Source organism: Sphingobacterium corticis (genome assembly GCF_042684745.1).
Classification (GTDB): Bacteria; Bacteroidota; Bacteroidia; order Sphingobacteriales; family Sphingobacteriaceae; genus Sphingobacterium; species Sphingobacterium corticis.
The window spans coordinates 982,187-1,007,772 of the sequence record NZ_JBHUMA010000004.1 but is presented as its reverse complement, the minus strand read 5'-3'; the positions used below and the strand labels follow the sequence as shown (position 1 = coordinate 1,007,772).

Below are 25,586 nucleotides of genomic sequence, written 5' to 3'. Positions count from 1 at the left end.
CAATAAATATGGGTTCGATTTTCAAAATATTGATAACGATTTTTATGCTATTTGGCCTATTTGCTTGTAAAAAACAAATCAGCGATTCCTCGGAGCACTATTATTCGAAAAGCGGAGAAATTTATTTTATTCCCGAAGGAAATAGCTTCGAACGCGGTCAGCGAAAAGTGGATGCCGATCCAGAAACGTTTTCTGTGATCAAAAACCTATTTGCACGCGACAAATCCACTCTTTTTTATGAAGGCTGCCCACAAACGATGGTGGATTTAGAAACATTTCGGTTAAGAAATAATATCCCGATGGATAAAAACCATGTTTATTTTGGAAAGAACTCGGTTTCGGTCAGTGCCAATTGCGCAGAACAGCAACTGCAAATCGTTCCAAATGCTGACCCGAATAGTTATGAGAAAATAGATGATGTAAAGGAATTTTGGGCGAGAGATAACGCGCATTTTTTCTATCATCACACCATTGTGGACGTCGATTACCCGTCGTTTGTCTTGCTGAGCACTTATTTCGCGGAAGACAAAAACAAGGTTTATGCTATTGCAAGCAAATCGCTGATTCCATTGAATTACCGATTCGAAAAAGTCGAATTACTCGGAGCACACTATTTGCTTTTGGATCGCAGCAAACTGCTTTATTATGATCGTTATCAGGAAATTGGTTTACGTGAATGGGATGTTGTCACTACAAATGATGTGGAGTTGTTGGATAAATTTACGCTACGCATTGATCATAAAATTATTTACAAAGGAAAGTCTTTTGCGGCGAGCAATGTCGATCCAATAAGTTTTGAGGTGCTGACAAAAAATTCCAATTACAGTTTTTGGGCAAAAGATGCTTCTCACGTTTTCTACAATGAAAAACAATTGCCGAACGCCGATCCGGCCACGTTTGAAGTATTGCATTACGCTATCGCAAAAGATGCAAACCATGTTTACATCGAAGACCGCATCGCTGAAGGAATTGATGCCGCTTCGTTTAAAAAAATTGCCGAAATAGAAAGCCCGAAATACGATTTCATTGATGGAACTGGACGGAAATATCGTTATAAAATTGCAGATAAGAAGCCTTCTCTCGTTACTGTTCCTTAACTTATTTTAGCATTCTCATCATCAATACATATGTATAACTACCTTATTTATCCAGATCCAAAATCCGAAAAATCACTAACGGATCTTTTAGCAGATTTGAAGAATCATTTCGCCAGCAAGAAATCAATCCCCAACGGGTTTTTAATAACCGCCGATAAAATTACGCTGCGCTATGGCGATTACAATTTCTACATCCACGAAAATCAGCACGATTTTATCAGCGAAGAATTGTTGGATTTGATGGAGCGATTTGATCGAAAGGATTTCGCAGGAAACGATATTGATTTAGTCAAATTTTCGAAAGCAAAGAAACGCTACGAACTGCATGGCGACAATGATTTTGAGATGAATTACTTTAACGAAAGCCTTTTTATTATTGAGTTTTTCGAAAAGAACGGTAATTACCTGATTTTTCAAACCAATTAGGTAGATCTGGAATGAATGCAGGCGAATAACCATACCATAAAGGAATGGCTTCATTACAATTAAAAATATCATGAAAATTAGATTTGAACCGATGCGATACTTTTGGATGCTTTGTACAATGTTCATTGGATTTTCTCTTCAAGCTCAAGAATCTATCGACGAAAAAGAGGAAGTAGCTTCAGCGTATTTAGATAATGGAAATTTTGAGGAAGCTGCAAAACGATATGAAGAGCTTTTAAAAATGGATCACAATAACGCTTATCTACTCAATCAATGTGGATTGTGTTACTTCTACCTCGATTCATTTGAGAAATGCAAGGAAAAATTTCGATTAGCGGTATTATATGGCGACGTAAATGATTCGGAAACCATGGCATCATATTATACCAATCTCTGCGCGGCATACTCCAATCTAAATCAGGATGAGGAAGCTTATGAGTATGCCATGAAAGCGTATCAATTGGATAAAACGCAATTGTGGAACGCCGCTTCCATGGCACAAAACATTAGCCGCTATGACGAATGCCTTAAGCTAATGAATGACGCGGAGAACGCTCCGCTAAATAATGCGTTTCATTCGCTCTACGGAAAGTGCTATTACAGCAAAAAGCAATACAAGCGAGCTATGTACCATTACAGAACATTTCTCGAAAACTACGATGCGGAAGACGAACTTAGTGTAAGGATTAATCTGAAAGATCAAGAAAATTACTATTTATACAGCAGTCTAAGCCTCCTCGGAGAAACGATTGAAGAAGGCGATCAGGATGAGATTATCAACGAAATTGTAAGCTTGTTAAAAAGAAACTCAAATACAGAAGACGATATGATCGCCGCCTTTTTGGGCATCGAAAATATTTGCGACATGTACGGGATGAATGCTAGCGCCTGCGAAAAATTATTCCATGCCGTTATTACGAAACCCTCGCAAAAACAAGAGATCTTAGCGACATTTTATTCGATAAAAAACTATCAAAAAGCAAATCAGCTAGCCAGTGAGTATCTAGCAAGGAATGCGGAAGAATCTCCAGTTGACATTAAACAGATACAATTTCTATCGTCACTACAGCTGTACACGATCAATAAAGACAATCTGAAAAAAGACTTAGAAAATGAAGATTTGAAAGCATTATTGCAATCTTTCGACCTGCTATTAAAAACTGGAGAAACCAATTCTGATGAAAAATCCGAATCTATGCAGGAGATTCCCAATCTTCTAGACAACATGGTTCGTATTTTCAAACGAAGCTATCCAACGTATCTGGAAAATAATGACGCAACTCCATTAATGCTCCGTTTTATCAGGCGTGTTCCAAATGAAGAGTCCCAAAATCAACTCATACGAATGCTAGCTATTGAGTATGAGTAGTCATTTAGCTTTATATTTAAGCGATTTAACCGACATCTAGCATGAAAAATTGGGCAATTTACATACTGCTTTTGTTATTAGCGACAGTCCCGGTTGGTGTTAGAGCCAATATGGCGCAGCCTTATTTTGACGGCGACTTGAACGCGGCAATGTATGGTAACAAGGCGTATTCCGTTGTCCATGAAATCATCGATATTGAAATTCATAAAGATTCCCTTTATCAAAATCTTTATGCCATTTTCAAAATCCACTACAAGATTTATTCACCTAATAAAGCGGATTTGCCCTTGTTATTTTTAGCGTTTCAAATCCAAGATTACCCAAAAATAAGCGTTAACGGAAGAAGCGTTTCCGATCAACCGCTTCACTCGAAAAATGTCAAGCAATTTCCGTTTATATCTGAAACGAAGGAAAATGGAAAAACACTAACTTACAGCGTTTCTTACGCGGAGAATGAATATGTGCCCGTTGATTTAGACGATCTGATCTATTTTACCGCTCCGCTAAATACCGGGGAAAATGATATCTACGTAGCATATCGCGCTCACTTTGGCTTCGACACATACGGTTTCCTCAGGAATTACACCTTAAAGTATTCCTTATATCCATCTCAGTTTTGGAAATCCTTTGGACCGATACAAGTGAACTTGCACTTGAACGAATTAGCAGAAATTACAAGATCGAATCTCGGAAAAGCGAACATGGAAAATGGCATTGCAAAATGGCGTTTAGATTCTACGGATAAGGATATTGATATCGTCATCAATCACAAGACGAGCTGGTTTAGTAAGGTGCTATTGTTTATAGATCCTGCCGGGATCGGAATTTTGACTTTCATCGCATTGGTTCTTCTCCACTGGCGCTTTTTTAAGTCAATGCCGAAATATCGCAATTGGATTTATTGGTTGGGAATAATTCTACTTCCTGCACTTGCTTTCTCGCTTTCGATGTTTTATTTTGATTTCGTAGATTGGGTATTGGGATATCATTCGCGGCACGGTTATGTATTATTGTTATACATTTTCCTTTATCCATTTTCGGTATTAATCTATGCTGTGCTTTTATCTTTTTGGCTGCGGAAAAGATTACCATAAAAAGTAATTTATCATGAAAAAAGCTTTCACTTATCTAGCCGTCATCATCGTCCTATTTGCTATTGGAATATACACCGTGAAGAACGTCAATCTCAACCGTGAACTTCAGGTTGGTGATCGAATTGATAGTTTAAACGGTGTTTATGTTTACTATAATGGCGGTGTAAGTCATTCCGGAGAAAGAAATACCGCGGCAGATGGATACAATATTGGCATCACGTATCAATGTGTTGAATTCGTGAAGCGCTATTATTATGAATACTACGATCATAAAATGCCCGATAGCTATGGCAATGCGAAAGATTTTTTCGACAGCAAACTGGCAGATGGCGCATGGAATGAAAAACGTGATCTCCTGCAATTTACCAACCCGAGCTCAGAAATCCCACAGCAAGGCGATTTACTGATATATACACCAACGCTTTGGAATCGCTACGGCCATGTAGCTATCGTGTCGTTTGTAGGTGCGGATCACATTGAAATCATTCAGCAAAACCCCGGTCCGTTCGCTTCTTCCCGAGAACGCTATCCACTCAAAAAGGATGGTGAAAAATGGCTGATCGAAAACGAGCGCGTTTTAGGTTGGCTTCGGATGAAAAGTAAAGTAATGCTAGATGAACAAAGTTAAAATAGCTAGAAACTGCATTTTCGGAGCTTTGTTATGCTTAATTGTTGTGCAAATTACCCTGATTATGCCTCCGTATTTTGCCTGCAGAAATGCTTTCGAAGGAGAAATGGTTAGCACATTTTGGGGAAGCTACACAACCTGCCATGGCGAATCTACCGATATGATTTTTGGGTTTTATCAATTGTTTAATATTGGTATTGTTATGTTGCTCGTGCTATTCGTTTCTTTTCAAATCTTATTGACCAAAAAAGATCGATCAAAACCAAAAACTTGTAAAAATTAGCGAATTTAAAACCTCCTTTTGCGGATTGTAATTGCTTTGCCATTACTTGGATAGATTGCATTATAATTAGTCATTCTTAAATTTTTAACAACAATTTATAAGGATGGCCAAACGAGTTACCGCTTTAAAATGCCCGCAATGTGGAAGTGTGAAAAAGCAATCCATTAAGGAAGATCATTATATCTGCAACCATTGCGATACGGAGTATTTTTTGGACAATGACGACATTAATGTCAACATTAACCATCACCATAAACGTACCAGTTGGGGAAACACTAAAGAATTGACCCCTACAACTATTGGTGTGGGTATTGGGGCAGTTCTTATCCTTATCTTCTTCGGGTTTTCCGAATTTCTATCTAATTCTACTGTTCGTCCTCAGCCAAAAGAAGATAACTATAGCCAATACGCTAGAGAACAAATCTTATACAACGGATCGGACGGATCTCCCAAAATTTTGTTAACCGTTGATAGACGTTATGTTGGTCAAGGTAACAGGAAGTCGGAATACCTTTTCCTATTCTATGATCCCATAGCCGAACGCACGATAAATACACAAAAGGCTCCTGCACAATGGGGTGATAATCCAACCTTGTACCTCCGAAAGTTTTCAGACGGTGTTGTTTACTTCATTGCAGACAAAATGAATCAAGTATACAAATTGGATACGCTGCAAAATCAAATGGTAGAAATTTCGGGCGATTTATTTTCTTCAAAGCCTGAACTGTCATCAGGCGTAGCTACTGTAAAATTTGCAAATGACATATATGGTGATGGATTTAAAATCATGACCAACGACGGCAAAGATTTCTCCTACTACCCAATCGCTGACCTCATTTATGCAGATGACAAAAAGTTCTTTGAGGATGCTGAACAATTGCATACGCTCCCTGCTGGAGCTAAAGACAAAAATTATTACATTTTTTCAAGAAAGAGTAGTTCTTATCCCGATGAACCGCCCGTTCAGCTGATAAAGTACGCTTACAAAGAAAAACCGGGCTACCCGATCCGACTTCCTTACAATGCCGAATGGGACGACATCAGCGATTATGACAAAGGTCCGTTTGCCAAGAAAAAATCGCTTTTCAGGTACAGCGACCACCGAATAAGTTCTTATAAGGATCTAACGCCCGGCCGCGCATACTTTGATCCAGATATTATGTACCAGGAAGAAAACAGGCTTTACATAAGCGCGTTACCTAATGCCAACCCAAACAATTCTAGGCAAATACAAAAAATAGACACCGAAACGGGTAGCGTAATCTGGACCTACAAACCGGGTTCTACCCAATCTAACATAAACGATTTAACGGTAGCAAACGGGATGGTAGGATTTCACTATTCGGGATCACAGTCAGAACGCTTTTATAAATACCTGCTATTAAATGATAAAGATGGTACACTCATCAAAGAAATCGATTTAGATAATTTTAGACTCAAATAATTATGCCCGTACTAAATTTTTTCAAGAAACAACTTTCGACTGTTATCGAATGGAATCCACAACACGCGGATTTGCTGTTGTGGAAATATCCGGCAAAAACTGATGAAATCAAAAATGCGAGCAAGCTTATCGTGGCGCCCGGTCAGGGATGTATTTTGGTTTACGAAGGAAAAGTGACCGACGTGCTCGATCAGGAAGGAACGTACAACATCAAAACCGACAACCTGCCGTTTATCACTTCTCTGCTGAAAGTAATGCAGTTTTTCGAAAGCGAACATAAAGTCGGCTTATATTTCTACCGAAAGTCGGAGGTGCTGAATCAAAGTTGGGGAACATCATCACCGATAAAATACGTGGATGCTGTCTACAAAATTCCGGTGAAGATGAGTGCATTCGGAAACTTTTCGTATCAGCTTGCTAATCCACAAAAGCTGTTTGCCGAAATAGTAGGCGCGGCAAAAAGTTATAATACGGAAGCTTTTCGGGACATTATTCAATCGCGCATTCCGCAGTTGCTGATTACCTATTTGGCCACGAATAAATTGCCTTATACGGAAATCGACACGCAGTTGAATACGATTACCGCCGAGATGCGCGGACAGCTTATTTCGGAGTTTGAGAAATTAGGCGTGCGCATTACGGATTTCCGATTGGAAGGCAACAGCTTTGATGCGGAAACCGAAGAGCGCATTGGTCGCGTTGCCGACGTAACGGTGGATGCGATGGCTGCTGCCGAAGGCGGATTGAGCTATGCGCAGTTAGAAAAACTACGCGCGCTTCGCGATGCAGCGCGAAACGAAAGCGGCGTAGCAGGAGCCGGCGCAGCGCTCGGAGCTGGGCTGAGCATGGGCAATCTTTTCAGCCAATCCATTGACGACGTAACGGCGCCAACGAAAGCTTCCGATCCAATCGAACAGCTTCAGAAATTGAAGTTATTACTCGACGAAAACATCATCACGCAAGAAGAATTCGATCAGAAGAAGAAAGAATATCTAGAAAATTTATAACCACAACGATGATATGGACATTCCCTTATCATCATTAAAATTAAATCATACAACATGAAATATTCCATTGTTGCCCTTTTTATTCTGTCGCTTTTGAGTGTATGCTTTTTAAGCTTGAACTACATCTGGGATTGGTTCGCGATTGATTATAGTCAAGTTATGAAACTGACTTTTTCAGCATTGATTTTATTGCTGGCTATAACGGGATTGGCCATGATTTTCAGCGGAGCGAATAGCAAAAATCCGAATCAACCCAACGTCGGCAAGCGGTAACCAAATTCGAAGAGGAACATGAAGAAAGCCTTCCTTTTAAGCATAATCGTATTTATGGTGATCACCTTTTTATTTTCGTGGTGGTTTATCCATGTATTCGGTCAAAATGCGAAGTTGGGCATTACCACGCTTCGCAACATCGTGGTAGATCGAGCTTTCCTCATCAGCATACCGATTTCAATCGCTTACTTCAGCATTCATATGTTGGTTATCAAGCAGAAAAATAAATGGATTTTGGCAGCGATTATTGTACTTATTCTGATTGGCTTGTATGCTGTGTTGGCCTATTTTTATTTATTCAACGTCATTATTGTCAGCTTACTGGAAAATCCATTCGTGGATTAAAAGTGCTTATTCAATTTTAAAAATAATCAACATGATAAAACTCGTTTTCTTTTGCACCATCTTTCTGAGCGCATTTATCATCCAAAATTGCAGCTCCAACGCCTATCAGCCACCGCTGAAAAACAGACCGCGACCGGATTGGCTGGCTAGCGAATTCAAAGAGGTGATGATGATCGAGCGTTCGAATACTGCAGAAAATGATGGGTTTTTCTTAGTAAACCAATGCCCTTCTTTTTCGAAAGATGTTGTGCCAGTATTTTTCATATCGGCACATATTCCGTTAACATTACTTAAAAATCCCGAAAGCTTCTATCCGGAGTTGGATGAGTTCATATTGATCATTCCCGATTGGGAATTCTATGACAAGGTAGCCGCGGACGCGAGCGAAAGTGGAATTTCGGTGGAACCTGCTACATCAAACTATTATTATCGCTTTCGTTGGATCGATGGAAAAGTTGAAATCGATGATTATTATATTTCCGGTAATGGACATCCTACCATCGATTTTAAAAATCCGGAAGTACCAAAAACTGCGTTAACCGTTTTTCGAAGAGAACAATATGGATCCGTCTGCTGTCCGCGCGATGAAAAACATGCGCTTTCTTCACAAGATGCTGCATTTATTAAAAACTACGAGCAACAACATAAGGTGAAAATTGATGGCACATTTCGGGAGAATAATGGCAAAGAAGGAGAGCACATCGTGTACTATACGCTCCGTGGCCTCAATGCAAAACAAAAGTTAGATTTCCTTTTAGCAAAAAATAAGCAATGGCAAATCAACGGCAAGCATCTTTTCAATCCTAACGAAAAACGAATTATCACGCCAATTGCTGTGCCTATTCAAACCGAGGGATTTAATAAATTTCAGGCTGTAGCATATTAATAATACATGCAGCATTTCTTCGCTAAACTATGATTGCTCATCTATTTCCTCGATTACTCATTGCGATTATCGGCCTCGTAATTTTGGGTTTGCAAAATATCCATGCGAACAAAGGAGGCGGAAACAATGGAATGGATGTTAAGCTGTGGCTCTTCTTGGCGCTGGCAATCTTGCTTTTTGAAGGTTTATATTTATTCTTCGAAGCCCTTTATTTCCTCTACAAAAGCCGATACCGATTTGCTACTATCAATTTGGTAATTTTGGCTGTCGGGATTACTATTTTCCTTATCTTGCTTATGCGTTCATAACACGGTTTTACCAATTATTTAAATATCTGATCATGAGATTTCTATATCTTCTATTCTTAGTTTTTGTCCAAATATCGATTTCAAACGCACAAGAGTTTGCTCAGTTTGAGGTGATGGATGCTAACAAAATACGTTTCGATGGCAAGTTATCGCGCTTTTTTACTGTTCAAGAATTCGAGAAAACGTTTGGCAAAACGGACAGCACTGCCTTGCTGATGGACATACAACCATGCAACTATATTTTCGAATACGAAGACGGCAGCAAAGATGCGGACGATGAATATTGGTACAAGGATGGATCGCGTTTCGAACGTAGCAAAGACCGTTTAGCGGTCGATGAATTCCGATTTTCCAATGGTCATTTCATTTTGTACGACACCATTAAACTGGATGCTTCAACCACAACAGCTGATTTAGCGAAGCTTTTTCCCAATGCAACAAAAGCCATTGATGACATAGATGTACACGGTGAAGGAATACTGCAGTTGATTATTCTGCGCGAAGATGACCAAAACTTTTCCGACGGACATATTTGTCTTTTCGTGAAGGATGGAAAGTTGTATTTTATGCACTGGTGGTTTCCATGCTAACCACCATTAATATCTATTTCCGACGCAGGATTTTTCGGAAAATGATGTTAAATTGGAATAAGCATTACCGACGAAAATTTCATCAATCCAAAACCAATGAAAAGCAAGCTGATTCAAAATGCAGGTTTTGGGCAAACTTGGCCATCATCAAAACATCGCTAATCCATGATCAAAGTAGCCATTATTGAAGACGAGCCTGCCGTTCGCAAAGAAATTACTTACCTCGTACGACAGGAAGGCGATGTGGAATTGCTCGGCTGGAGCGACAATGTGAGTGATGCAGCAACATTGATAGAAAAAAAGGCGCCGGATATCATTTTGATGGATATTCAGCTACGCGACGGCACAGCTTTCGACGTATTGAACAAGCTGGCAGTCATTCCACAAAACATCATTTTCGTTACCGCTTATAACCATTTTGCGATCAAAGCGATCAAATATGGCGCGCTGGATTATTTGCTGAAACCAATCGATCAAACGGAGTTGAAAGAAGCGATCGACCGTTATCGCCGTCGGAAAGAAAACAATCCGCAATGGATGCAACAACTTACGCTGGCGCAGCAATCCGCAGGAAATAATAATCTACCCGAAAGCATCGCCCTGAATGCCGTGAATAATATTCGAATAATTCCGGTCAGCGATATTCTGTATTGCAAGGGCGACGGTCCTTACACACATTTTCATTTGAAAAATAGGAAAGTTGAACTGACTTCCAAACCGTTGAAATATTTCGAAGAACTGCTTCCACAGCCTTACTTTTTGCGCACGCATCAATCCTATTTAGTCAATCGACAGCACATTTCCGGCGTAGTTCGTTCCGAGTTCCTGCTATTGAAAAATGAGGTAGAAATTCCCATTTCTCTTCGGAGAAAAAACTTTATTCTCGAACAAATTTTGCCCGCCAAATAATGCGCAACATCTTTTACGCTCTCGCTCTTCTTATTTCCATTTTTGCTTCCTGTCAGGATAGTCATCGAGCAGCGCTACAAATAACAGCGCAACTGAGCGAACGAATCGCCAACCTCGAAAAGGAGGGCATCAATCCACAAAATCATGATTCCTTGAAACAAGTTTGGCAACAGTTATACGTCAATCCAATCCTGCCATCCGACAGTGTGCTTTATACAAAAGTCAACTATCAATTAGCACGTTTGTATGGCATGCGCGGAGAAGATTCTGCTGTTTTTCATGTGAAGAAAGCATTGGATTTCATCGAGCCTACAGAAGGAAATTTAGACGAAAAAGCACTCGTTTACAATGGAATGGGCAATATTTTGAGTTTGCAAGCGAAAGCACATGAAGCCAGTTACTATTATAACCGCGCGGCGGCCATTGTGCTGTCGGATAGTTTGGTAGAATTGTCGCCGGAGGCGAAATCCGTGATGCTGTTATCGGCCGCACAAAGCAATAATCGAACTTTCCAGCTATCGCTCGCGGAGCGCATGATCCGTCGCGCAATTCCCATTTGCGATTCATTGCCCGAAGGCCATATCAGTCATCAACGTGTTTTGGTGCAAATGATCCAAACATTACGTGCGCTGAAACAACCAGCAGATAGCATTGCGCCCTATTTAACGAAGTTGGAGTCGCTTCATCAAAAGCATCCCGACAAGTACAACCCCGCCTATTTGTACGAATCCAAGATGTTTTATTTCGAGAAAACGAATCAAAACGACTCGCTACTGCATTATCAGCTCTTGAAAACGCGAATGGATGAAGCCGGATTGCTCGTTGGTATGAATAATTCGACGGCGATGAACAACCTTTACGTGGATTATTGTAATATCGCCACCACCTACATGTTGCTGAACCAAATTGCTCCAGCAGAAAGATATCTACGAAAAGCTTCGGCACTCAAGAAAGAGCAACAAAACAAATTGTTGAGCGAAAATGACATCTATTACCAAAAAGCGCTGGCAACACTTTACAGTAAGAAAGGGCAAAAAGATGAAGCAATCGAGCTGTTGAATAATGCGATGCAGCTGGAAGAAAGTATTTATCAGAAACAAAATACGCAGGCTGTGGCGGAAATGAATGCGCTATACCAGCTTCAGGCGAAGGATCGCTCTATTCAAACCCTCAACGAAAACATTAAGATTAACGTACTGCAATTGCAAAAAAACCGATTGTGGCTTATTGTGTCTTTTTTGACCTTGGGGCTGCTTGCTTTCGTGATATTCTTCTTGTTCTATAGCCAAAAGCAACGTCGGATTAGACAGGAAAAAGAAAAAGTTGTGCTCCAGCAACAGTTGTTACGAACGCAAATGGAACCGCATTTTATCTTCAACACCTTATCGGCATTGCAAAGTTTTGTGCGCTTTGATCAGAAAGAACGTGCCATCAAATACCTAAATCGCTTCAGCCGACTGCTGCGTAGCAGCCTAGAGCTCAGTAGGGAACGTTTGGTTCCGCTGGATGAAGAAATAGAAACGTTGGAGAATTACTTGAGTTTGCAACAGATGCGTTTTGAACAAGCTTTCGCTTACGAAATTATTTCACCGGATGAGCAGGATTTATCGGCTATCAGGGTGCCACCCATGCTGATTCAGCCTTTTGTGGAAAACGCCATTCTTCATGGCATTGATATGGAATCTGAAAGCGGGAAAATTTCCATTACTTTCGACCTAAAAGCCGATATGTTAAATGTTGAAATCCGCGACAGCGGAAAACCAATTAATGAAAGTACAAAGCCGGATCACCGTTCCTTGTCCGGCACGATAAGTCGAGAACGTCTTCACTTTCTTGGCAAGAAAGCGAAACTGAGATCAATTACTTCCGCCGAAGGCGGCGCCGTGGTGTTGCTTAGCATTCCGATTGAAGGATTTTGATCATGTATGTTTGGAACGCTATAAATATATCATATATAGGTAAAAATCACTTTTTTGCAAAACAGAACACTAAAAAGTGATGTAATTTTTCTTAAATTCATCTGTAAACGTTGACTTAAACCTCAACATCTAAAAACCTAAGATGATAGCACGATGAATAAATCGCTCCAATTTGCTTTTGCATATATCTCGATCGCTCTTATCGTATCTATTTTTGTGGATTTACGCTTTTACAAAATACAATCTCCACGAAGGACGCACCAGCTTTTTCGAGCAATACATTCCGTTTTCGAGCCCAGCATTTGAAATCTTGCTGATCGCTTTATCAGTATTCTCTATCATTGTATTTGCAAGAAGTTTTTCCGGTTTCGGCAAAGTTTTATCCTTCATTCAGATAGCTGTTGCAGCCTTATTGGTTTGGCAGGTTTTGTGATGGCGAAAACTTATCGCCTATAAGCATTCGAGCGACGTAATTTCCTTTTACCTACTTCTTGGCGGCAGGTTAACTCTTTGAAGTTGAAAGATAAAAATGCCAAAGGATCATGGTCGCAACTGTCCGATAAGGTTTCCATGAATCTGCTATTCTCAAAAGATTTTCATTAGACATATTTTGACCTAGATTTTTTAATTTTTTGATAGCTGTGACTATAGCTAAATCCCCAATTGGAAAGATATCGCTGCGTTGCAATACTAACATTAGATAGATATCGATTGTCCAGTTGCCTATACCTTTCAACTTAATCAATTGCCCTCTTACTTCATCATCCGACAGCTTACTCAAAGTATTTAAATCTAACTCCCTATTTAAAATTGCGCGCGCTACACCACGGATATATTTCGCTTTTTGTCGACTGATAAAGTTGTTACGCATCTCGTCGTCGGTTAGTGCTAATATTGATGAAGGTGTGATTTCTCCAACCCGCTCTTTTAATTTATTAAGGTGTGCAAGAGCGGAAGCTAACGAAACTTGTTGTTCTAATATAATATGAACGATTGCTTCGAATGTATTGTCTCTTTTCCATATAGGAGGGTATCCATAACGGGTTATGACATTTCGAAAATTATTATCACGCTCTGCCAATAGATCGCAGATAGTATTGAAATTTTCGCCCTCAAACGAGATAGGCGATTCCATTATTTTCATCATATAATTTGGTTTAGAATGATATGTGTAGACTCAAAATCGATAATTGTAAACAAATATCCGTCCCTTTACCTTTAACACCATCTATTCACATCAACTATAGTTCTATTCCCTGAAACTTCCATTTGGTATTTGTGGAAGAAAACAGATGGTTTTGAATAAGTTAACATAGAAACATCTTCTAAACGATCTATATTTTTCATCAAGATTAGCTTAAAACAAAAAAGCTTGCAAGAAATTGCAAGCTTTTATCGATTCTTGGTAGCCCGTAGGGGAATCGAACCCCTGTTTCCAGAATGAAAATCTGGCGTCCTAACCCCTAGACGAACGGGCCGTTTTTCTGTTTCGGTGTGCAAATATAGAATTATATCTAAAAACATCAAAATATTTTTTAAAAAATTGCACCTCCATCTTGAAAACCCTATTTTTAGAGAACCAACATAACATCAATGAAAAAGATAAGCCTAGCGTTTTGCGCATATATTTTAGCGGTCGGTGTCGGACAAGCTCAGGAAGCCGTTCATTTGCATTGGCGCTTTTCCAATCAAGATACGACAGGAAAACAGTTTGATCTAACCGTAAAAAACAACGGGGGAAAAGCCATCGACTTTGGGGAATATGATTTATGGTTTAATTCCAATTATCATCTAAAAGATCAGGTACACGGCAAGTACAAAATTACCGATCAAAACGGTAATCTATATCGTGTGAGCTTCCAAGAACCTGTTCAATTAGCCGGAAAAGATTCTTTGGTAATCACATACGTGACCGATCATCCGATTACGCACACCTCGTTTGCGCCCAATGGATTCTACCTGCAATCGAAGCAGGATGCTAACAAAGTAATTGCATTGAAAAATCCTTCGATTACGGTTCCGCAGGTATCTGACGCAAAAAACAAGGAAATGTTGGGTAAGTTGTTCGATAAGAATGCACTTTTCAACGGATCAAGTGACACGCAATTCATACTGCCAACGCCACAATCCATCACTAGAAATAACGGACAATTTGTGGTTAAAAACGGTTTTAATTATTTCATCGATCCGTCGTTGACGAAGGATTTATCCAATTCATTTGCCAGCCTAAACAAAGAATTTTCATCTTGGAAAGCGAAGCCCGTTAAAGACAAGAAGCAAGCGCAACTTTCTATTCAAAAAGTCAGCGGTTTAGCAGATGATGCGTACAAATTATCCGTAAATGAAAAAGGCATCCGCATCGAAGCAAGTCATGCTCAAGGCGCATTTTACGGTTTGCAATCGTTAATATCGCTCATTCCGGGCAATTTGAACGCCATGCAAACAGCAAGCATAGCCATTCCTTTTGTAGAGGTAAACGATGCTCCTCGCTACGGTTATCGCGGATTGATGTTGGATATATCAAGAAACTTTAAGGATTTATCGACGCTAAAGCGCTACGTGGACGTAATGGCACGATACAAACTCAACAAACTGCATTTACATTTTATTGATGACGAAGGTTGGCGATTGGAAATTCCTTCTTTGCCTGAGCTAACTGCGATAGGAGCGAACAGGACGCCACAATATACAGACGGAAACAGCATTCAACCTTCGTACGGATCGGGAGCTGGTTTAACAGGAAAGCAATACTTAACTAAAACCGAATTTCAGGAATTATTGCGTTACGCTGCGGATCGTTTTGTAACTGTAGTTCCGGAGGTCGAAACTCCCGGCCATGCTCGCGCTGCCGTTAAAGCTATGGAAACGCGCTATCATCGATTGATTAAAGAAGGAAATAAGAAAGAAGCAGAACGTTTCTTAATGAACGATTTCGCAGACAGCTCTAAATATTATTCCGCGCAGTATTGGCAGGATAACGTAATGAATCCTGCAATGCCCGGCACTTATCACTTCATCGCACACGTATTGGATGAAATTAAAGCGATGTATCAGGAAGCTGGATTGGAACTGAAAGTGATTTCCATCGGCGGGGACGAATTACCGAATGGTTCTTGGGAAGGTTCGCCGCTCGTTCAAGCATTAATGAAAGAAAAGGGCATGACTTCCGTGCATGAAGTTTGGCCGTACTACATCGCTCGCGTACACGAGATTTTAGCGGAAAAGCAGTTAACAATGGCCGGATGGGAAGAAGTTGGGATGGTAAATCGCGGAAAGGGCATGGAGGTAAACGAGAAGTTTGCCGATAAAGGCTTTATGTTGGATGTATGGAATAATACCATCGGTGGCGGACAGGAAGATCTAGCCTACAAATTAGCCAATGCCGGACATAATACCGTATTCATCAGTGCCAGCAACTTCTATTTCGACATGGTTTGGGATAATCATTTCGAAGAGCCCGGCTTAACATGGGCATCTAAAACGGATTTATACCACGCATATTCATTACTACCGGAAACGTATTTTGCCAATATTTTGTATACCGATCGTGGAAAACCTTTGGGAGAATCTTATTTCAAGGATAAAACAAGATTATCGGCAGAGGGAGTCAAACATTTAGTTGGTTTAAAAGGTGCGCTTTGGCAAGAAACGGTGTTGGACGAGGAAGCGATGGACTACATGATCTTCCCTAGATTTTTTGCCTTGGCAGAACGTGCTTGGGCACCGCAAAGAGAATGGGAAAGCGAAGAAAAATTCGACAAGAAAGCTTTCGATAAAACATACACCGCTTTTATAAACAAAGTCGGTAATCACGAATTGCCGAAATTGAAGCATTTTGCAGGCGGCTTTCATTATCGCCTTCCGGCGGTTGGTTTGAAAGAAGAAAATGGCAAATTGCATGCTAATGCGGAATATCCGGGATTCCCCATTCAGTACAAGTTAAATGGAAGCGCGAAAGGCTTCCCGAAGGAAGGATTGAACTTAAAGGCAGGAGAACGCGTCGAAGTGTACACGATTGATTCAGATGGAAGAACAGGGCGTGTGAGCAACTACGCGAAATAAAGAATTACTTACGAATGATGGCAACGGTCAGGCGCGACACACAAGTCAGCCTACCTTTTCCATCTTTTATTTTTATATCCCAAACGTGTGTTTTGCCACCAATATGCAATGGCATACAGATTGCGGTCACCTCGCCCGACAATACAGGACGTAAATGATTAGCATTCACTTCCAAACCGACACCGATATATTTTTCAGGATCGACAATTAGATTTGTAGCTACGCTTCCGACTGATTCTGCCAACACCACGGAGGCGCCACCATGCAACAAACCGTAAGGTTGTTTCACTTTATCGGTTACGGGCATGCGCGCAACAATAGAACCTTCTGTGATCTCAATCGCTTCGATTCCTAGAAATCCAGTCATGTTCTTTGCGAACAATTTATTGATTTCTTCTAAGCTATATGACTTATACCACATGAAGTTTTTGTTGATCGTCTTCATCCTTTAAATACCGACTACGCAAAATAGTACGATGATGGTTAAGATGTCCTGCGACGAAATACACCAATGCATGCACAGTAATTAGTCGATCCGAAGCCATTCCTCGTCGATTTAGCTCCGTATCGTTAAAGGTTTCAAATAAATAGATATTAGATCTTCTTAGTACAAGAAATTCCTCAATAATATTGTCAAAGCTGCGTTCATTATGGCGCGCATTCGCAACAAACTCATCTTGCTCAAAAGAGGCCAATGCCGTCATATCGTTTCGGGCAAAACGCAGGGCACGATAAGCCATAATTCTCTCTGCATCCAAAATATGGCACAAAATTTCTTTTATTGTCCATTTGCCCTCAGCGTACGCATAAGTGCCCATATCTTCAGGGATGGCTCGAATAAACGCTGGAAATGATGTCAATTGTTCGATTAGCTCATCCATCACAGGGCCAGTTACGCTATCTACATAATCCCTGTAAATCGCCGGATAATCATCCGATTTGAGTTGGTTCATACTGCAAGTTGCTTTTTAAAATTATTCTGATTGTAGTTCCTTTACCTACTTCCGATTCCTTTACAAAGATCTGGCCACGATGCAGCCGTACCATTCTTTTAGTGAGACTAAGCCCAAGTCCCCAGCCGCGTTTGCGCGTGGTAAAACCTGGTAGGAAAATAGTTTCCCAGTTGGATCGCGGTATACCGCGTCCGGTATCACTAAGGTCGATAAAAATTTCTTCTTTGGCAATGTTCTCAAACAGATGAATATGCACCTTGCCTTCCGATTCTATGGCGTTTACCGCATTTTTCAATAAGTTTTCTATAATCCAATCAAAAAGTTGCACATTAAGCATCGCTTCCACGTGTTGATCGCCTTCCAATTCAAAAGAAATTCTTCCACTCGTCCGTACCCGAAAATAATCGACATAATCTTTGATGACATCATAGATATTATGATTGGATAAATGCGGATCCGAACCGATTTTGGAGAAGCGATCCGCGACTACCTCCAACCGGTACACGTCACGCTCCATCTCATCAAACAGCATGGTATCTTCCGATTCATACGTGGCGCGTGCCAACTCCAACCAGCCCATGAGCGAAGAAATTGGCGTTCCCAATTGATGAGCCGCCTCTTTGGCCATACCTACCCAAACCAGATTTTCTTCCGAACGCTTAATAGAATTAAAGACCGTATAGGCAATAACAATGAAAATGGCAATCAGCGAAAGCTGAATGTAGGGAAAAATCCGAAGTTGCCTCAGCGCGCTGGAATCCTTGTAATACACCAGCCAACGCTGCCCTGTTTCCAACTCGATCACAATAGGATCATGCCGCCTACGCATATAAGCCAATTCACTGGCAAAATATCCGGGATCATAAATCAACGATTGCGCTAAAGTATCCGCCGGATCAGAAGCAATGTTGGTCCGCGTGCTGTCCAAATCTCGCCAAAAGATAATTTCTCCTTCCTCATCCGTAATGATCGCCGGCAAGGAAAGGCTGTCGCGCACCGCGTAAATGAAGCTAATAAATTCATCATTCACATCGGGCATGGAAACAATACTACGCGTACTCATCGCCCAAACTTCCGCTTTCGTCCGCTCGGATTTCGATAAGCTTTTCGTCAGGTAATTCGTGTACAAAAGCGATGCTGCCGCAATTAATGCTGCAAACAAGAACAAAAAAAGCTTCCAATGTTGCCGATGATGGCGGTAGGGATTTCGTTGCATAGTATCTTTATCGCGCTACAAAATAGGCATTTTCTGCTTACTGCAAAGCCTTTTCGCTCCCGCTGATCGGGAAATAATATGTAGTTTTGTTGTTATGAGTTTGGAAAATAAAGTTCGGGTGCGTTTTGCACCTAGTCCTACTGGCGGACTACATCTTGGAGGCGTTCGCACTGCCTTATTTAATTATCTATTCGCCAAACATCACGGCGGCGAATTTATCCTACGTATAGAAGATACCGACCAAACACGTTTCGTGGAAGGTGCGGAACAGTATATCAACGATTGTTTAGCATGGTGTGGTTTGCAGCCTGATGAAAGTCCGGAAAAACCGGGCGCTGTAGGACCGTACCGCCAAAGCGAGCGTAAACCATCCTACCGCCAATATGCGGAACAACTTGTTGCTGCCGGAAATGCATATTATGCATTCGACACGGCGGAAGAATTGGACGAGAAACGTAAAGAAGAACCAAACTTTCGTTATAGCCACGAAAACAGATTACAACTTCGCAACTCCTTAAGCTTGAGCGAAGAGGAAGTGGCGGAATTATTAGCATCCGGACATCCACATACGGTTCGCATTAAAATGCCGGCGGATAGCACCGTATCTTTTGAAGATATGATTCGTGGCCGCGTGGCATTTGAAACGGGATTGATCGACGATAAAGTATTATTGAAAGCGGATGGTATGCCGACGTATCATTTGGCAGTCGTGGTGGACGATCATGCGATGCACATTTCGCACGTATTTCGTGGAGAAGAATGGTTGCCATCGGCACCGGTGCATATCTTGCTTTGGGATTATTTGGGTTGGAAAGAGGAAATGCCACAATGGGCGCATTTACCATTGATTTTGAAACCTGATGGAAACGGAAAGTTGAGCAAGCGCGATGGCGATCGCTTAGGATTTCCAGTTTACGCGATGAATTGGACAGATCCAAAATCGGGTGATACAACCGTTGGTTTCCGTGAAAACGGCTTTTTGCCGGAAGCATTCGTCAATATATTGGCGATGCTAGGCTGGAACGATGGCACCGATCAAGAACTATTCTCGATAGAAGAATTGATTGCTAAATTCTCCATTGATCGTATCAGCAAAGCGGGAGCGAAGTTCGACTTCGAGAAAGCAAAATGGTTCAATAAAGAATGGATTCAGCACACACCAAATGAAGCATTGATTCCATCATTGCAAACCGAACTCCGAGAAAAAGGCGTTCAAGCGGAAGATGATCATGTTGCACATATACTTTCTTTGGTAAAAGATCGTATGACATTTGTTTCTGATTTTTGGGAACACGCCGGATTTTTCTTCCAAACGCCGACAACGTTGGACAGTGCGGCAGTAAAACCAAAATGGAACGAAGATAAATCAGCTTTCTTTCAAAGCATGGCAGAGACATTCGGTGCGCAATCGGATTGGTCGGCTGCTGCTCTAGAACCTTTGTTTAAAGGAAAAATTGCAGATTCTGGGCTAAAAATGGGCGAGTTGATGTTGCCATTGAGAATCATGTTGGTAGGTGGGAAATTCGGACCTGATGTTTTTGTTATTGCTGAAACGTTAGGAAAAGAGGAGGTAATCAAACGGATTCAAAACGGATTGCAAATCATAGAAAACTAATCACAATAAACATATCACTATGAAACTACACACTACAATGCTGCAAGCAGCGTTGGTCGGTATGCTTGCATTCACGACCGCATCTTGCGACAATTCATCTTCTTCCGCTAACAAGGCAGAAGAAAAAAGTGATTCTACCACGACAGCAACAACGGATTTTCCGGAAGAAAAATTAGGTTGGAAATTGGGCGCGCAAGCTTATACATTTCGCTTATTCTCCTTCGAAGAAGCCTTAGAAAAGATCAAAGAAGCAGGCTTGAGGCACGTGGAAATGTATCCAGGACAAGATTTGACGAAAGGCAGTTCCGAGAAAACTGGCCATCAGCTAAGTGCTGAAGGCAGAAAAACAGCAAAAGATTTGTTGGATAAACATGGAATTACCGTGAATGCATATGGCGTAGTAGATGCAAAAGACGAGGCGGAATGGCGTGAAGTTTTTGATTTTGCGAAGGAAATGGGCATTCAGGTGGTCGTTTGCGAACCTAAAGAAGCACATTTGGATATTCTATCAAAACTTTGCGACGAATTTGATATCAAAGTTGCCATTCACAATCATCCAGATCCTTCTACATATTGGGATCCAAACGTAGTCTTGAAAGCGATCGAAGGAAGAAGCGACAAAATGGGTGCTGCAGCTGATGTGGGTCACTGGACGCGTTCAAAACTGAATGTGATTGAATCAATGAAGAAACTGGATGGCAAAATCTACCATGTGCATTTCAAAGATTTGAATGTAGCGAATGATAAAAAAGCACATGATGTACATTGGGGAACGGGTGTTATCGGAATGGCTGATGTTATTACTGAATTGAAACGTCAGAACTACAAAGGTATGATCTCCGCAGAATATGAACACAACTGGGAGAACAACATGGAAGATGTGAAAGCCAGCGTGGAGAAATTTAGAGCGAGCTTGTAATTTTTTAAGCGTTTATACTAAAAAATGGTTTGTGATTATTACTTCACAAACCGTTTTTTAGTTGTTATATTTCGCTCAGTTTCCGAATCGAAAGATGCCGTTTGGCATTACTAAAGCATCCAACGGAATATCCCAGTCATCTGCAGGAATCACATCCGTCAAAGGCGGAAAATGCGAAACGCCAATTTTTTGCACGTCAGATCGGCATTCCTTTAGAAAGCGATCATAAAACCCTTTTCCGTAACCAATTCTATTGCCCGCGCTATCACAAACGAGCAATGGAATAAATACCAAATCCACATTTTTTGGATTCACGGATTCTGTATTCGCACGCAAAACCAATTCGGGAATTCCCCAATGGTTTTCCGCGATTGCTTCGTCGTTCCAAACGTGATGTTGCAAGGTTCCGTCGGAGATATCGCTCGTAGAAACCACTATCTTTTTGCTCGTATAATTTGCACGGATCCAATCCACAAAAGGAAAACTATTGAATTCGTTCCACTTCGAAATTGGCAGGAAAACATGGAGATAATCGCATTCTGATAATTCCTCGACAAGCTCCTTCAAGAATCCTAAAATCTGTTGATCCAAAGCCAACTTTTCTTCCGCCGGAATCGCCAATCGCTTCCGTTTAAATGCTGCCCTAAGTGATTCTTTCGTTGATAACATAGTCGGTGTTCATCCTATCATTCTTAATCCTACAACAAGCAAAAAGCGATCTGGATTTTCATCAGATCGCTTTTATATTTCTTTTCAGCAAGCAAGCTGCCAGATTATATTTTATTTAACACGCTCGATATAATCTCCAGAACGTGTATCCACTTTCACGCGATCGCCTTGATTCACGAATAAAGGAACGCGGATTTCTACACCCGTTTCTACAGTAGCACTTTTCAATGCGTTTGTCGATGTATCGCCTTTTACTGCAGGTTCTGTGTAGGTAATTTCCAATTCCACACTCGTAGGTGCTTGCGCCATGATAGGTTCTTCACTTTCGAAAGCAACTATCACATTCATTCCTTCTTTTAAGAAACGCGCACTGCTACCGAACAAGGCTTTAGGCACGTTGAATTGCTCATAGCTATCATTATCCATGATCACGAAGAACTCGCCATCTTCGTACAAATATTGATAATCGTTGGTTTCCACGCGAGCAATTTCCACCTCTTCATCCGTTCTAAAACGGTATTCTACCAACTTACCAGTTTTTACGTTACGCATTTTCGCTTGGTAGAATGCACGTAAATTTCCTGGTGTACGGTGGATGTATTCGTCTACACTTACCAATTCACCGTTGAATCTTAATATATTTCCTGATTTTACGTCTGATGCTTTCGCCATAATTATTCTTTTATTTCGGACTCAAAAATAGAAAAATCCGTTGTTATTTAAAATGCTTGTATTGTTGGATATCCACTTGTTCATCGCAAAAAGCGTATTCTTTCGGCTGATTTGATCCGACGACTAAAATCCGAGAAGCATCAATCGTTTGATCGATAAGCTCCTGATACCAGGATTCCCCTTTCGCATCCAAATTGGAGGTAGGTTCATCCAAAAACACGATATCGCTTTGCGCGCAACAGGCCAACACCAATTTGAGCCGTTGCTTCATGCCGGATGAAAAGTGCTTCACTTCCTTATCACGCGCATCTTCCAGATAGCTTAACGACAACAAAGACTCTTTGTTGAATCCGTCTAGATATTTCTTATGCTGAAAATGGAAATCTATCAGTTCGGACAGCGTAAATTCTTCGATCAGCTCCATGTAAGGCGCTGCAATAGTGATATGATTATACACCGCATCCACAGCAACTTGCTTTTGCGCGAACGTTTCGTAAGTCAAATTACCTTCGCTAACCGAAAGGCTGCCCGTCAGAACTTTGATTAAGGTTGATTTTCCCGCGCCATTCGGTCCGAGAATCGCATACTTCTTTCCAGCAGAAAAGGTATAACTTAAGCGTCTAAATATCCACTCTCGGTTATACCTTCTCCCAACGTCTTGCAGTGTGATGATCAAGCCCGTATATTTTAATGTGCTAACTTATAAGCTCGCTTTACCTTGTCCGAAACCCTTAACAACACCGCGATTCGAACTGCGTACAAAGCCCAAAATCTCATCGCGAAGCTCCGTTGCTTCAAATTCGGTTTCTACGATATCCAACGCTTTACTCAAGTTACTGTGTTTCACAAAAAGAACACGGTAAATATTCTGAATCTCATTGATCTGCTCGTTGGTATATCCGCGACGGCGTAAACCTACCGAGTTAATTCCAGCATATGTAATTGGCTCGCGCGCTGCCTTGATATAAGGAGGCACATCTTTACGTACCAACGTACCGCCAGTTACGAAAGCATGTGATCCAATTTTACAAAATTGATGCACCGCGACCATCCCTGCCAAAACCACATAATCACCTACGGTAATGTGGCCAGCTAACGTGCTCGAGTTAGAGAAAATACAATTATCTCCTACAAAACAATCGTGCGCAATGTGACTGTATGCTTGAATTAAACAGTTTTTACCGACAACCGTCCGGTAGCGATCCTTTGTTCCACGGTTAATGGTTACACATTCGCGAATAGTTGTATTATCACCGATTTCAGCGGTTGTAATTTCTCCTTCGAATTTTAAATCCTGCGGCTCTCCGGATATGATCGCACCCGGAAAAATTCGGCAGTTCTTACCAATACGGGCACCGTCCATAATGGTTACATTGGAACCTATCCATGTTCCCTCGCCAATTACTACGTCTTTATGGATCGTAGTAAAGGGCTCAATCACCACATTTTGCGCAATTTGCGCCTCCGGGTGGATGTATGATAATGGTTGTATCATCATGTTTAAATTAATCTTTTACCCGAACGATTTGAGCCATTAGCTCCGCTTCGCTCACAATCTTCTCACCTACCATGCCCACACCTTTCATCCGAGCAATACCACGTCTGATTGGCTCCAATAATTCGCAGGTAAAGATAACAGTATCACCAGGACGAACTTGGTTTTTAAATTTCGCATTTTCGATTTTCAAGAACAATGTCAACCAGTTTTCTGGATCTGGCACGGTATTCAATACCAAAATTCCTCCAGTTTGTGCCATTGCTTCAATCTGCAATACACCCGGAAAAACTGGTGATCCCGGAAAATGCCCCATAAATAAATCTTCATTCATGGTAACATTTTTCAAACCCACAACGTGACGTTCAGATAATTCTAAAATTTTATCGACCATCAAAAACGGCTGACGGTGCGGCAAAACTTTCATAATCTGCACCGTGTCGTAAACTGGTGTCATGTTCGGATCGTACGTCTTAATATGCTTACGCGAACGTTCTTTCTTGATCTGTGCTTTGATGCGTTTCGCAAAAGCCACATTCGCCGCGTGCCCAGGGCGTGCTGCCATAATATGTCCTTTGATCGGACGCCCGACTAATGCCAAATCTCCAATCATATCCAACAATTTGTGTCGAGCAGGCTCATTCAAATGACGTAATTGTACATTGTCCAAAATTCCTTCGCTTGCTACTTCCACCTTCTTATTAAATACGTGTTCTAGCTTGCTCAATTCCTCTTTTCCAATTTCCTTATCTACTATAACGATCGCATTTGACAAATCGCCACCTTTTACCAAGTTTTGTTGCACCAACATTTCCAATTCGTGCAGGAAGCAGAAGGTACGGGAAGAAGCGATCTCCTTATGGAACTCAGTAATATTGCTAATCGAGGCATGTTGGCTACCTAAAACGGGCGAGTTAAAGTCAATCATGCAAGTCAAGCGATAGCCGTCTAAAGGCATCGCTACGATTTCCACTTGACGCTCCGGCTCGTTGTAATGAATATTGCTTGCTACCTCGAAGTATTCGCGATCTGCATCTTGATCTACAAATCCCGCTTCGTGAAGTTTCTCGACGAAAATAGCCGAACTACCGTCTAAAATTGGCACTTCAGGGCCATCAATTTCGATAAGAATATTATCTAACTGCAAACCTACCAACGCAGCCATCAAATGTTCGATAGTACTTACGGAAGCACCGTTTTGAGAAATAGTGGTTCCACGAGAAGTATCGGTCACGTTGTCGGCATCGACATTTACCAAAGGTTTACCTTCCAAATCGACACGTTGGAATTTATACCAGTGATTTTCCGGCGCTGGCTTAATTGAAATATTAACCGGATGGCCAGTGTGCAGTCCAACTCCCGAAATTTGGACTTCGGATTGGATAGTTCGCTGTTTTACATTCATAT

At 41.2% G+C, this 25,586-nt stretch carries 27 protein-coding genes and 1 tRNA gene; 18 read left to right on the top strand and 10 right to left on the bottom strand.

Translation table 11 applies throughout. From position 1 onward, the window contains the following. Positions 1–8: 8 nt before the first annotated feature. The 15 genes from ACFSQ3_RS05725 to ACFSQ3_RS05655 all read left to right on the top strand — a co-directional run bounded on the left by ACFSQ3_RS05725 (position 9) and on the right by ACFSQ3_RS05655 (position 12,578). The gene (locus ACFSQ3_RS05725) at positions 9–1,097 is read left to right on the top strand and encodes a DKNYY domain-containing protein (protein ID WP_380868333.1); all 1,089 of its coding nucleotides are present in this window, start codon (positions 9–11) and stop codon (positions 1,095–1,097) included. Positions 1,098–1,127: 30 nt separating this feature from the next. Then, positions 1,128–1,523 carry a hypothetical protein gene (locus ACFSQ3_RS05720; protein WP_380868332.1) on the top strand — a complete coding sequence of 132 codons (396 nt, stop codon included), beginning with the start codon at positions 1,128–1,130 and terminating at the stop codon, positions 1,521–1,523. 70 nt (positions 1,524–1,593) lie between these two features. Beyond that, positions 1,594–2,892, top strand: coding sequence for a tetratricopeptide repeat protein (locus ACFSQ3_RS05715; RefSeq protein ID WP_380868330.1), 1,299 nt, complete (start codon positions 1,594–1,596; stop codon positions 2,890–2,892). 41 nt (positions 2,893–2,933) lie between these two features. Then, on the top strand, positions 2,934–3,986 hold the full coding sequence (locus tag ACFSQ3_RS05710) for a hypothetical protein (RefSeq protein WP_380868328.1): 1,053 nt from the start codon (positions 2,934–2,936) through the stop codon (positions 3,984–3,986). Between the two features lie 13 nt (positions 3,987–3,999). Further along, positions 4,000–4,614 (top strand): CHAP domain-containing protein, encoded by a 615-nt coding sequence (locus ACFSQ3_RS05705; RefSeq protein ID WP_380868327.1) that lies wholly within the window; start codon positions 4,000–4,002, stop codon positions 4,612–4,614. Beyond that, complete coding sequence (locus ACFSQ3_RS05700; RefSeq protein WP_380868325.1) at positions 4,601–4,897, top strand: hypothetical protein; 297 nt, start codon at positions 4,601–4,603, stop codon at positions 4,895–4,897. The genes ACFSQ3_RS05705 and ACFSQ3_RS05700 overlap by 14 nt, the downstream gene beginning before the upstream one ends. 103 nt (positions 4,898–5,000) lie before the next feature. Next, positions 5,001–6,341 (top strand): hypothetical protein, encoded by a 1,341-nt coding sequence (locus ACFSQ3_RS05695; protein ID WP_380868323.1) that lies wholly within the window; start codon positions 5,001–5,003, stop codon positions 6,339–6,341. Between the two features lie 2 nt (positions 6,342–6,343). Beyond that, positions 6,344–7,348 carry an SPFH domain-containing protein gene (locus tag ACFSQ3_RS05690; RefSeq protein WP_380868321.1) on the top strand — a complete coding sequence of 335 codons (1,005 nt, stop codon included), beginning with the start codon at positions 6,344–6,346 and terminating at the stop codon, positions 7,346–7,348. A gap of 54 nt (positions 7,349–7,402) precedes the next feature. Beyond that, positions 7,403–7,621: a hypothetical protein gene (locus tag ACFSQ3_RS05685; RefSeq protein WP_380868320.1), complete on the top strand. Its 219-nt coding sequence runs from the start codon at positions 7,403–7,405 to the stop codon at positions 7,619–7,621. An 18-nt stretch (positions 7,622–7,639) separates the two neighbouring features. Beyond that, positions 7,640–7,966, top strand: coding sequence for a hypothetical protein (locus tag ACFSQ3_RS05680; protein ID WP_380868318.1), 327 nt, complete (start codon positions 7,640–7,642; stop codon positions 7,964–7,966). A gap of 31 nt (positions 7,967–7,997) precedes the next feature. Beyond that, positions 7,998–8,852, top strand: coding sequence for a hypothetical protein (locus tag ACFSQ3_RS05675; protein WP_380868316.1), 855 nt, complete (start codon positions 7,998–8,000; stop codon positions 8,850–8,852). A 29-nt stretch (positions 8,853–8,881) separates the two neighbouring features. After that, complete coding sequence (locus ACFSQ3_RS05670; protein WP_380868315.1) at positions 8,882–9,160, top strand: hypothetical protein; 279 nt, start codon at positions 8,882–8,884, stop codon at positions 9,158–9,160. A 32-nt stretch (positions 9,161–9,192) separates the two neighbouring features. After that, complete coding sequence (locus tag ACFSQ3_RS05665) at positions 9,193–9,750, top strand: hypothetical protein (protein ID WP_380868313.1); 558 nt, start codon at positions 9,193–9,195, stop codon at positions 9,748–9,750. A 165-nt stretch (positions 9,751–9,915) separates the two neighbouring features. Continuing rightward, complete coding sequence (locus tag ACFSQ3_RS05660; protein ID WP_380868311.1) at positions 9,916–10,659, top strand: LytR/AlgR family response regulator transcription factor; 744 nt, start codon at positions 9,916–9,918, stop codon at positions 10,657–10,659. After that, positions 10,659–12,578 carry a histidine kinase gene (locus ACFSQ3_RS05655; RefSeq protein WP_380868309.1) on the top strand — a complete coding sequence of 640 codons (1,920 nt, stop codon included), beginning with the start codon at positions 10,659–10,661 and terminating at the stop codon, positions 12,576–12,578. Before ACFSQ3_RS05660 ends, ACFSQ3_RS05655 begins: the two co-directional genes overlap by 1 nt. A gap of 502 nt (positions 12,579–13,080) precedes the next feature. Here the strand turns inward: ACFSQ3_RS05655 and ACFSQ3_RS05650 are convergent. Together ACFSQ3_RS05650 and ACFSQ3_RS05645 are read right to left on the bottom strand one after the other, a co-directional pair. After that, a complete protein-coding gene (locus ACFSQ3_RS05650; protein WP_380868307.1) occupies positions 13,081–13,725 on the bottom strand; it encodes a DNA-3-methyladenine glycosylase family protein in 645 nt (214 codons plus the stop codon). A 256-nt stretch (positions 13,726–13,981) separates the two neighbouring features. Next, positions 13,982–14,056, bottom strand: a tRNA-Glu gene (locus ACFSQ3_RS05645). Positions 14,057–14,171: 115 nt separating this feature from the next. Between ACFSQ3_RS05645 and ACFSQ3_RS05640 the strand changes: the two genes are divergently transcribed. Next, on the top strand, positions 14,172–16,640 hold the full coding sequence (locus ACFSQ3_RS05640) for a family 20 glycosylhydrolase (RefSeq protein WP_380868306.1): 2,469 nt from the start codon (positions 14,172–14,174) through the stop codon (positions 16,638–16,640). Positions 16,641–16,644: 4 nt separating this feature from the next. Here ACFSQ3_RS05640 and ACFSQ3_RS05635 read toward each other — a convergent pair whose 3' ends face one another. Genes ACFSQ3_RS05635 through ACFSQ3_RS05625 form a run of 3 tightly spaced genes read right to left on the bottom strand, consistent with a single transcriptional unit; the run spans position 16,645 to position 18,809 of the window. Beyond that, a complete protein-coding gene (locus ACFSQ3_RS05635) occupies positions 16,645–17,085 on the bottom strand; it encodes a hotdog fold thioesterase (RefSeq protein WP_380868304.1) in 441 nt (146 codons plus the stop codon). Next, complete coding sequence (locus tag ACFSQ3_RS05630) at positions 17,051–17,593, bottom strand: DinB family protein (protein ID WP_380868302.1); 543 nt, start codon at positions 17,591–17,593, stop codon at positions 17,051–17,053. Before ACFSQ3_RS05630 ends, ACFSQ3_RS05635 begins: the two co-directional genes overlap by 35 nt. Further along, complete coding sequence (locus tag ACFSQ3_RS05625; RefSeq protein ID WP_380868301.1) at positions 17,571–18,809, bottom strand: sensor histidine kinase; 1,239 nt, start codon at positions 18,807–18,809, stop codon at positions 17,571–17,573. Before ACFSQ3_RS05625 ends, ACFSQ3_RS05630 begins: the two co-directional genes overlap by 23 nt. A 94-nt stretch (positions 18,810–18,903) precedes the next feature. Here ACFSQ3_RS05625 and gltX point away from each other — a divergent pair, with 94 nt between their 5' ends. Both gltX and ACFSQ3_RS05615 read left to right on the top strand, forming a co-directional pair. After that, on the top strand, positions 18,904–20,424 hold the full coding sequence (gltX, locus tag ACFSQ3_RS05620) for a glutamate--tRNA ligase (RefSeq protein WP_380868299.1): 1,521 nt from the start codon (positions 18,904–18,906) through the stop codon (positions 20,422–20,424). A 19-nt stretch (positions 20,425–20,443) separates the two neighbouring features. Beyond that, complete coding sequence (locus ACFSQ3_RS05615; RefSeq protein WP_380868297.1) at positions 20,444–21,343, top strand: sugar phosphate isomerase/epimerase family protein; 900 nt, start codon at positions 20,444–20,446, stop codon at positions 21,341–21,343. 75 nt (positions 21,344–21,418) lie between these two features. Here the strand turns inward: ACFSQ3_RS05615 and ACFSQ3_RS05610 are convergent, their stop codons facing one another. The 5 genes from ACFSQ3_RS05610 to ACFSQ3_RS05590 form a co-directional block, all read right to left on the bottom strand. Next, positions 21,419–22,012: a 5-formyltetrahydrofolate cyclo-ligase gene (locus tag ACFSQ3_RS05610; RefSeq protein ID WP_380868295.1), complete on the bottom strand. Its 594-nt coding sequence runs from the start codon at positions 22,010–22,012 to the stop codon at positions 21,419–21,421. 111 nt (positions 22,013–22,123) lie between these two features. Next, a complete protein-coding gene (efp, locus tag ACFSQ3_RS05605) occupies positions 22,124–22,684 on the bottom strand; it encodes an elongation factor P (RefSeq protein WP_380868293.1) in 561 nt (186 codons plus the stop codon). 43 nt (positions 22,685–22,727) lie between these two features. Continuing rightward, positions 22,728–23,360 (bottom strand): ABC transporter ATP-binding protein, encoded by a 633-nt coding sequence (locus ACFSQ3_RS05600; protein ID WP_380868291.1) that lies wholly within the window; start codon positions 23,358–23,360, stop codon positions 22,728–22,730. Between the two features lie 24 nt (positions 23,361–23,384). Continuing rightward, on the bottom strand, positions 23,385–24,179 hold the full coding sequence (gene lpxA, locus ACFSQ3_RS05595; protein ID WP_380868480.1) for an acyl-ACP--UDP-N-acetylglucosamine O-acyltransferase: 795 nt from the start codon (positions 24,177–24,179) through the stop codon (positions 23,385–23,387). A 10-nt stretch (positions 24,180–24,189) separates the two neighbouring features. Beyond that, positions 24,190–25,584, bottom strand: a complete 1,395-nt coding sequence (locus tag ACFSQ3_RS05590; RefSeq protein ID WP_380868289.1) for a bifunctional UDP-3-O-[3-hydroxymyristoyl] N-acetylglucosamine deacetylase/3-hydroxyacyl-ACP dehydratase — start codon at positions 25,582–25,584, stop codon at positions 24,190–24,192. Between the last annotated feature and the right edge of the window lie 2 nt (positions 25,585–25,586).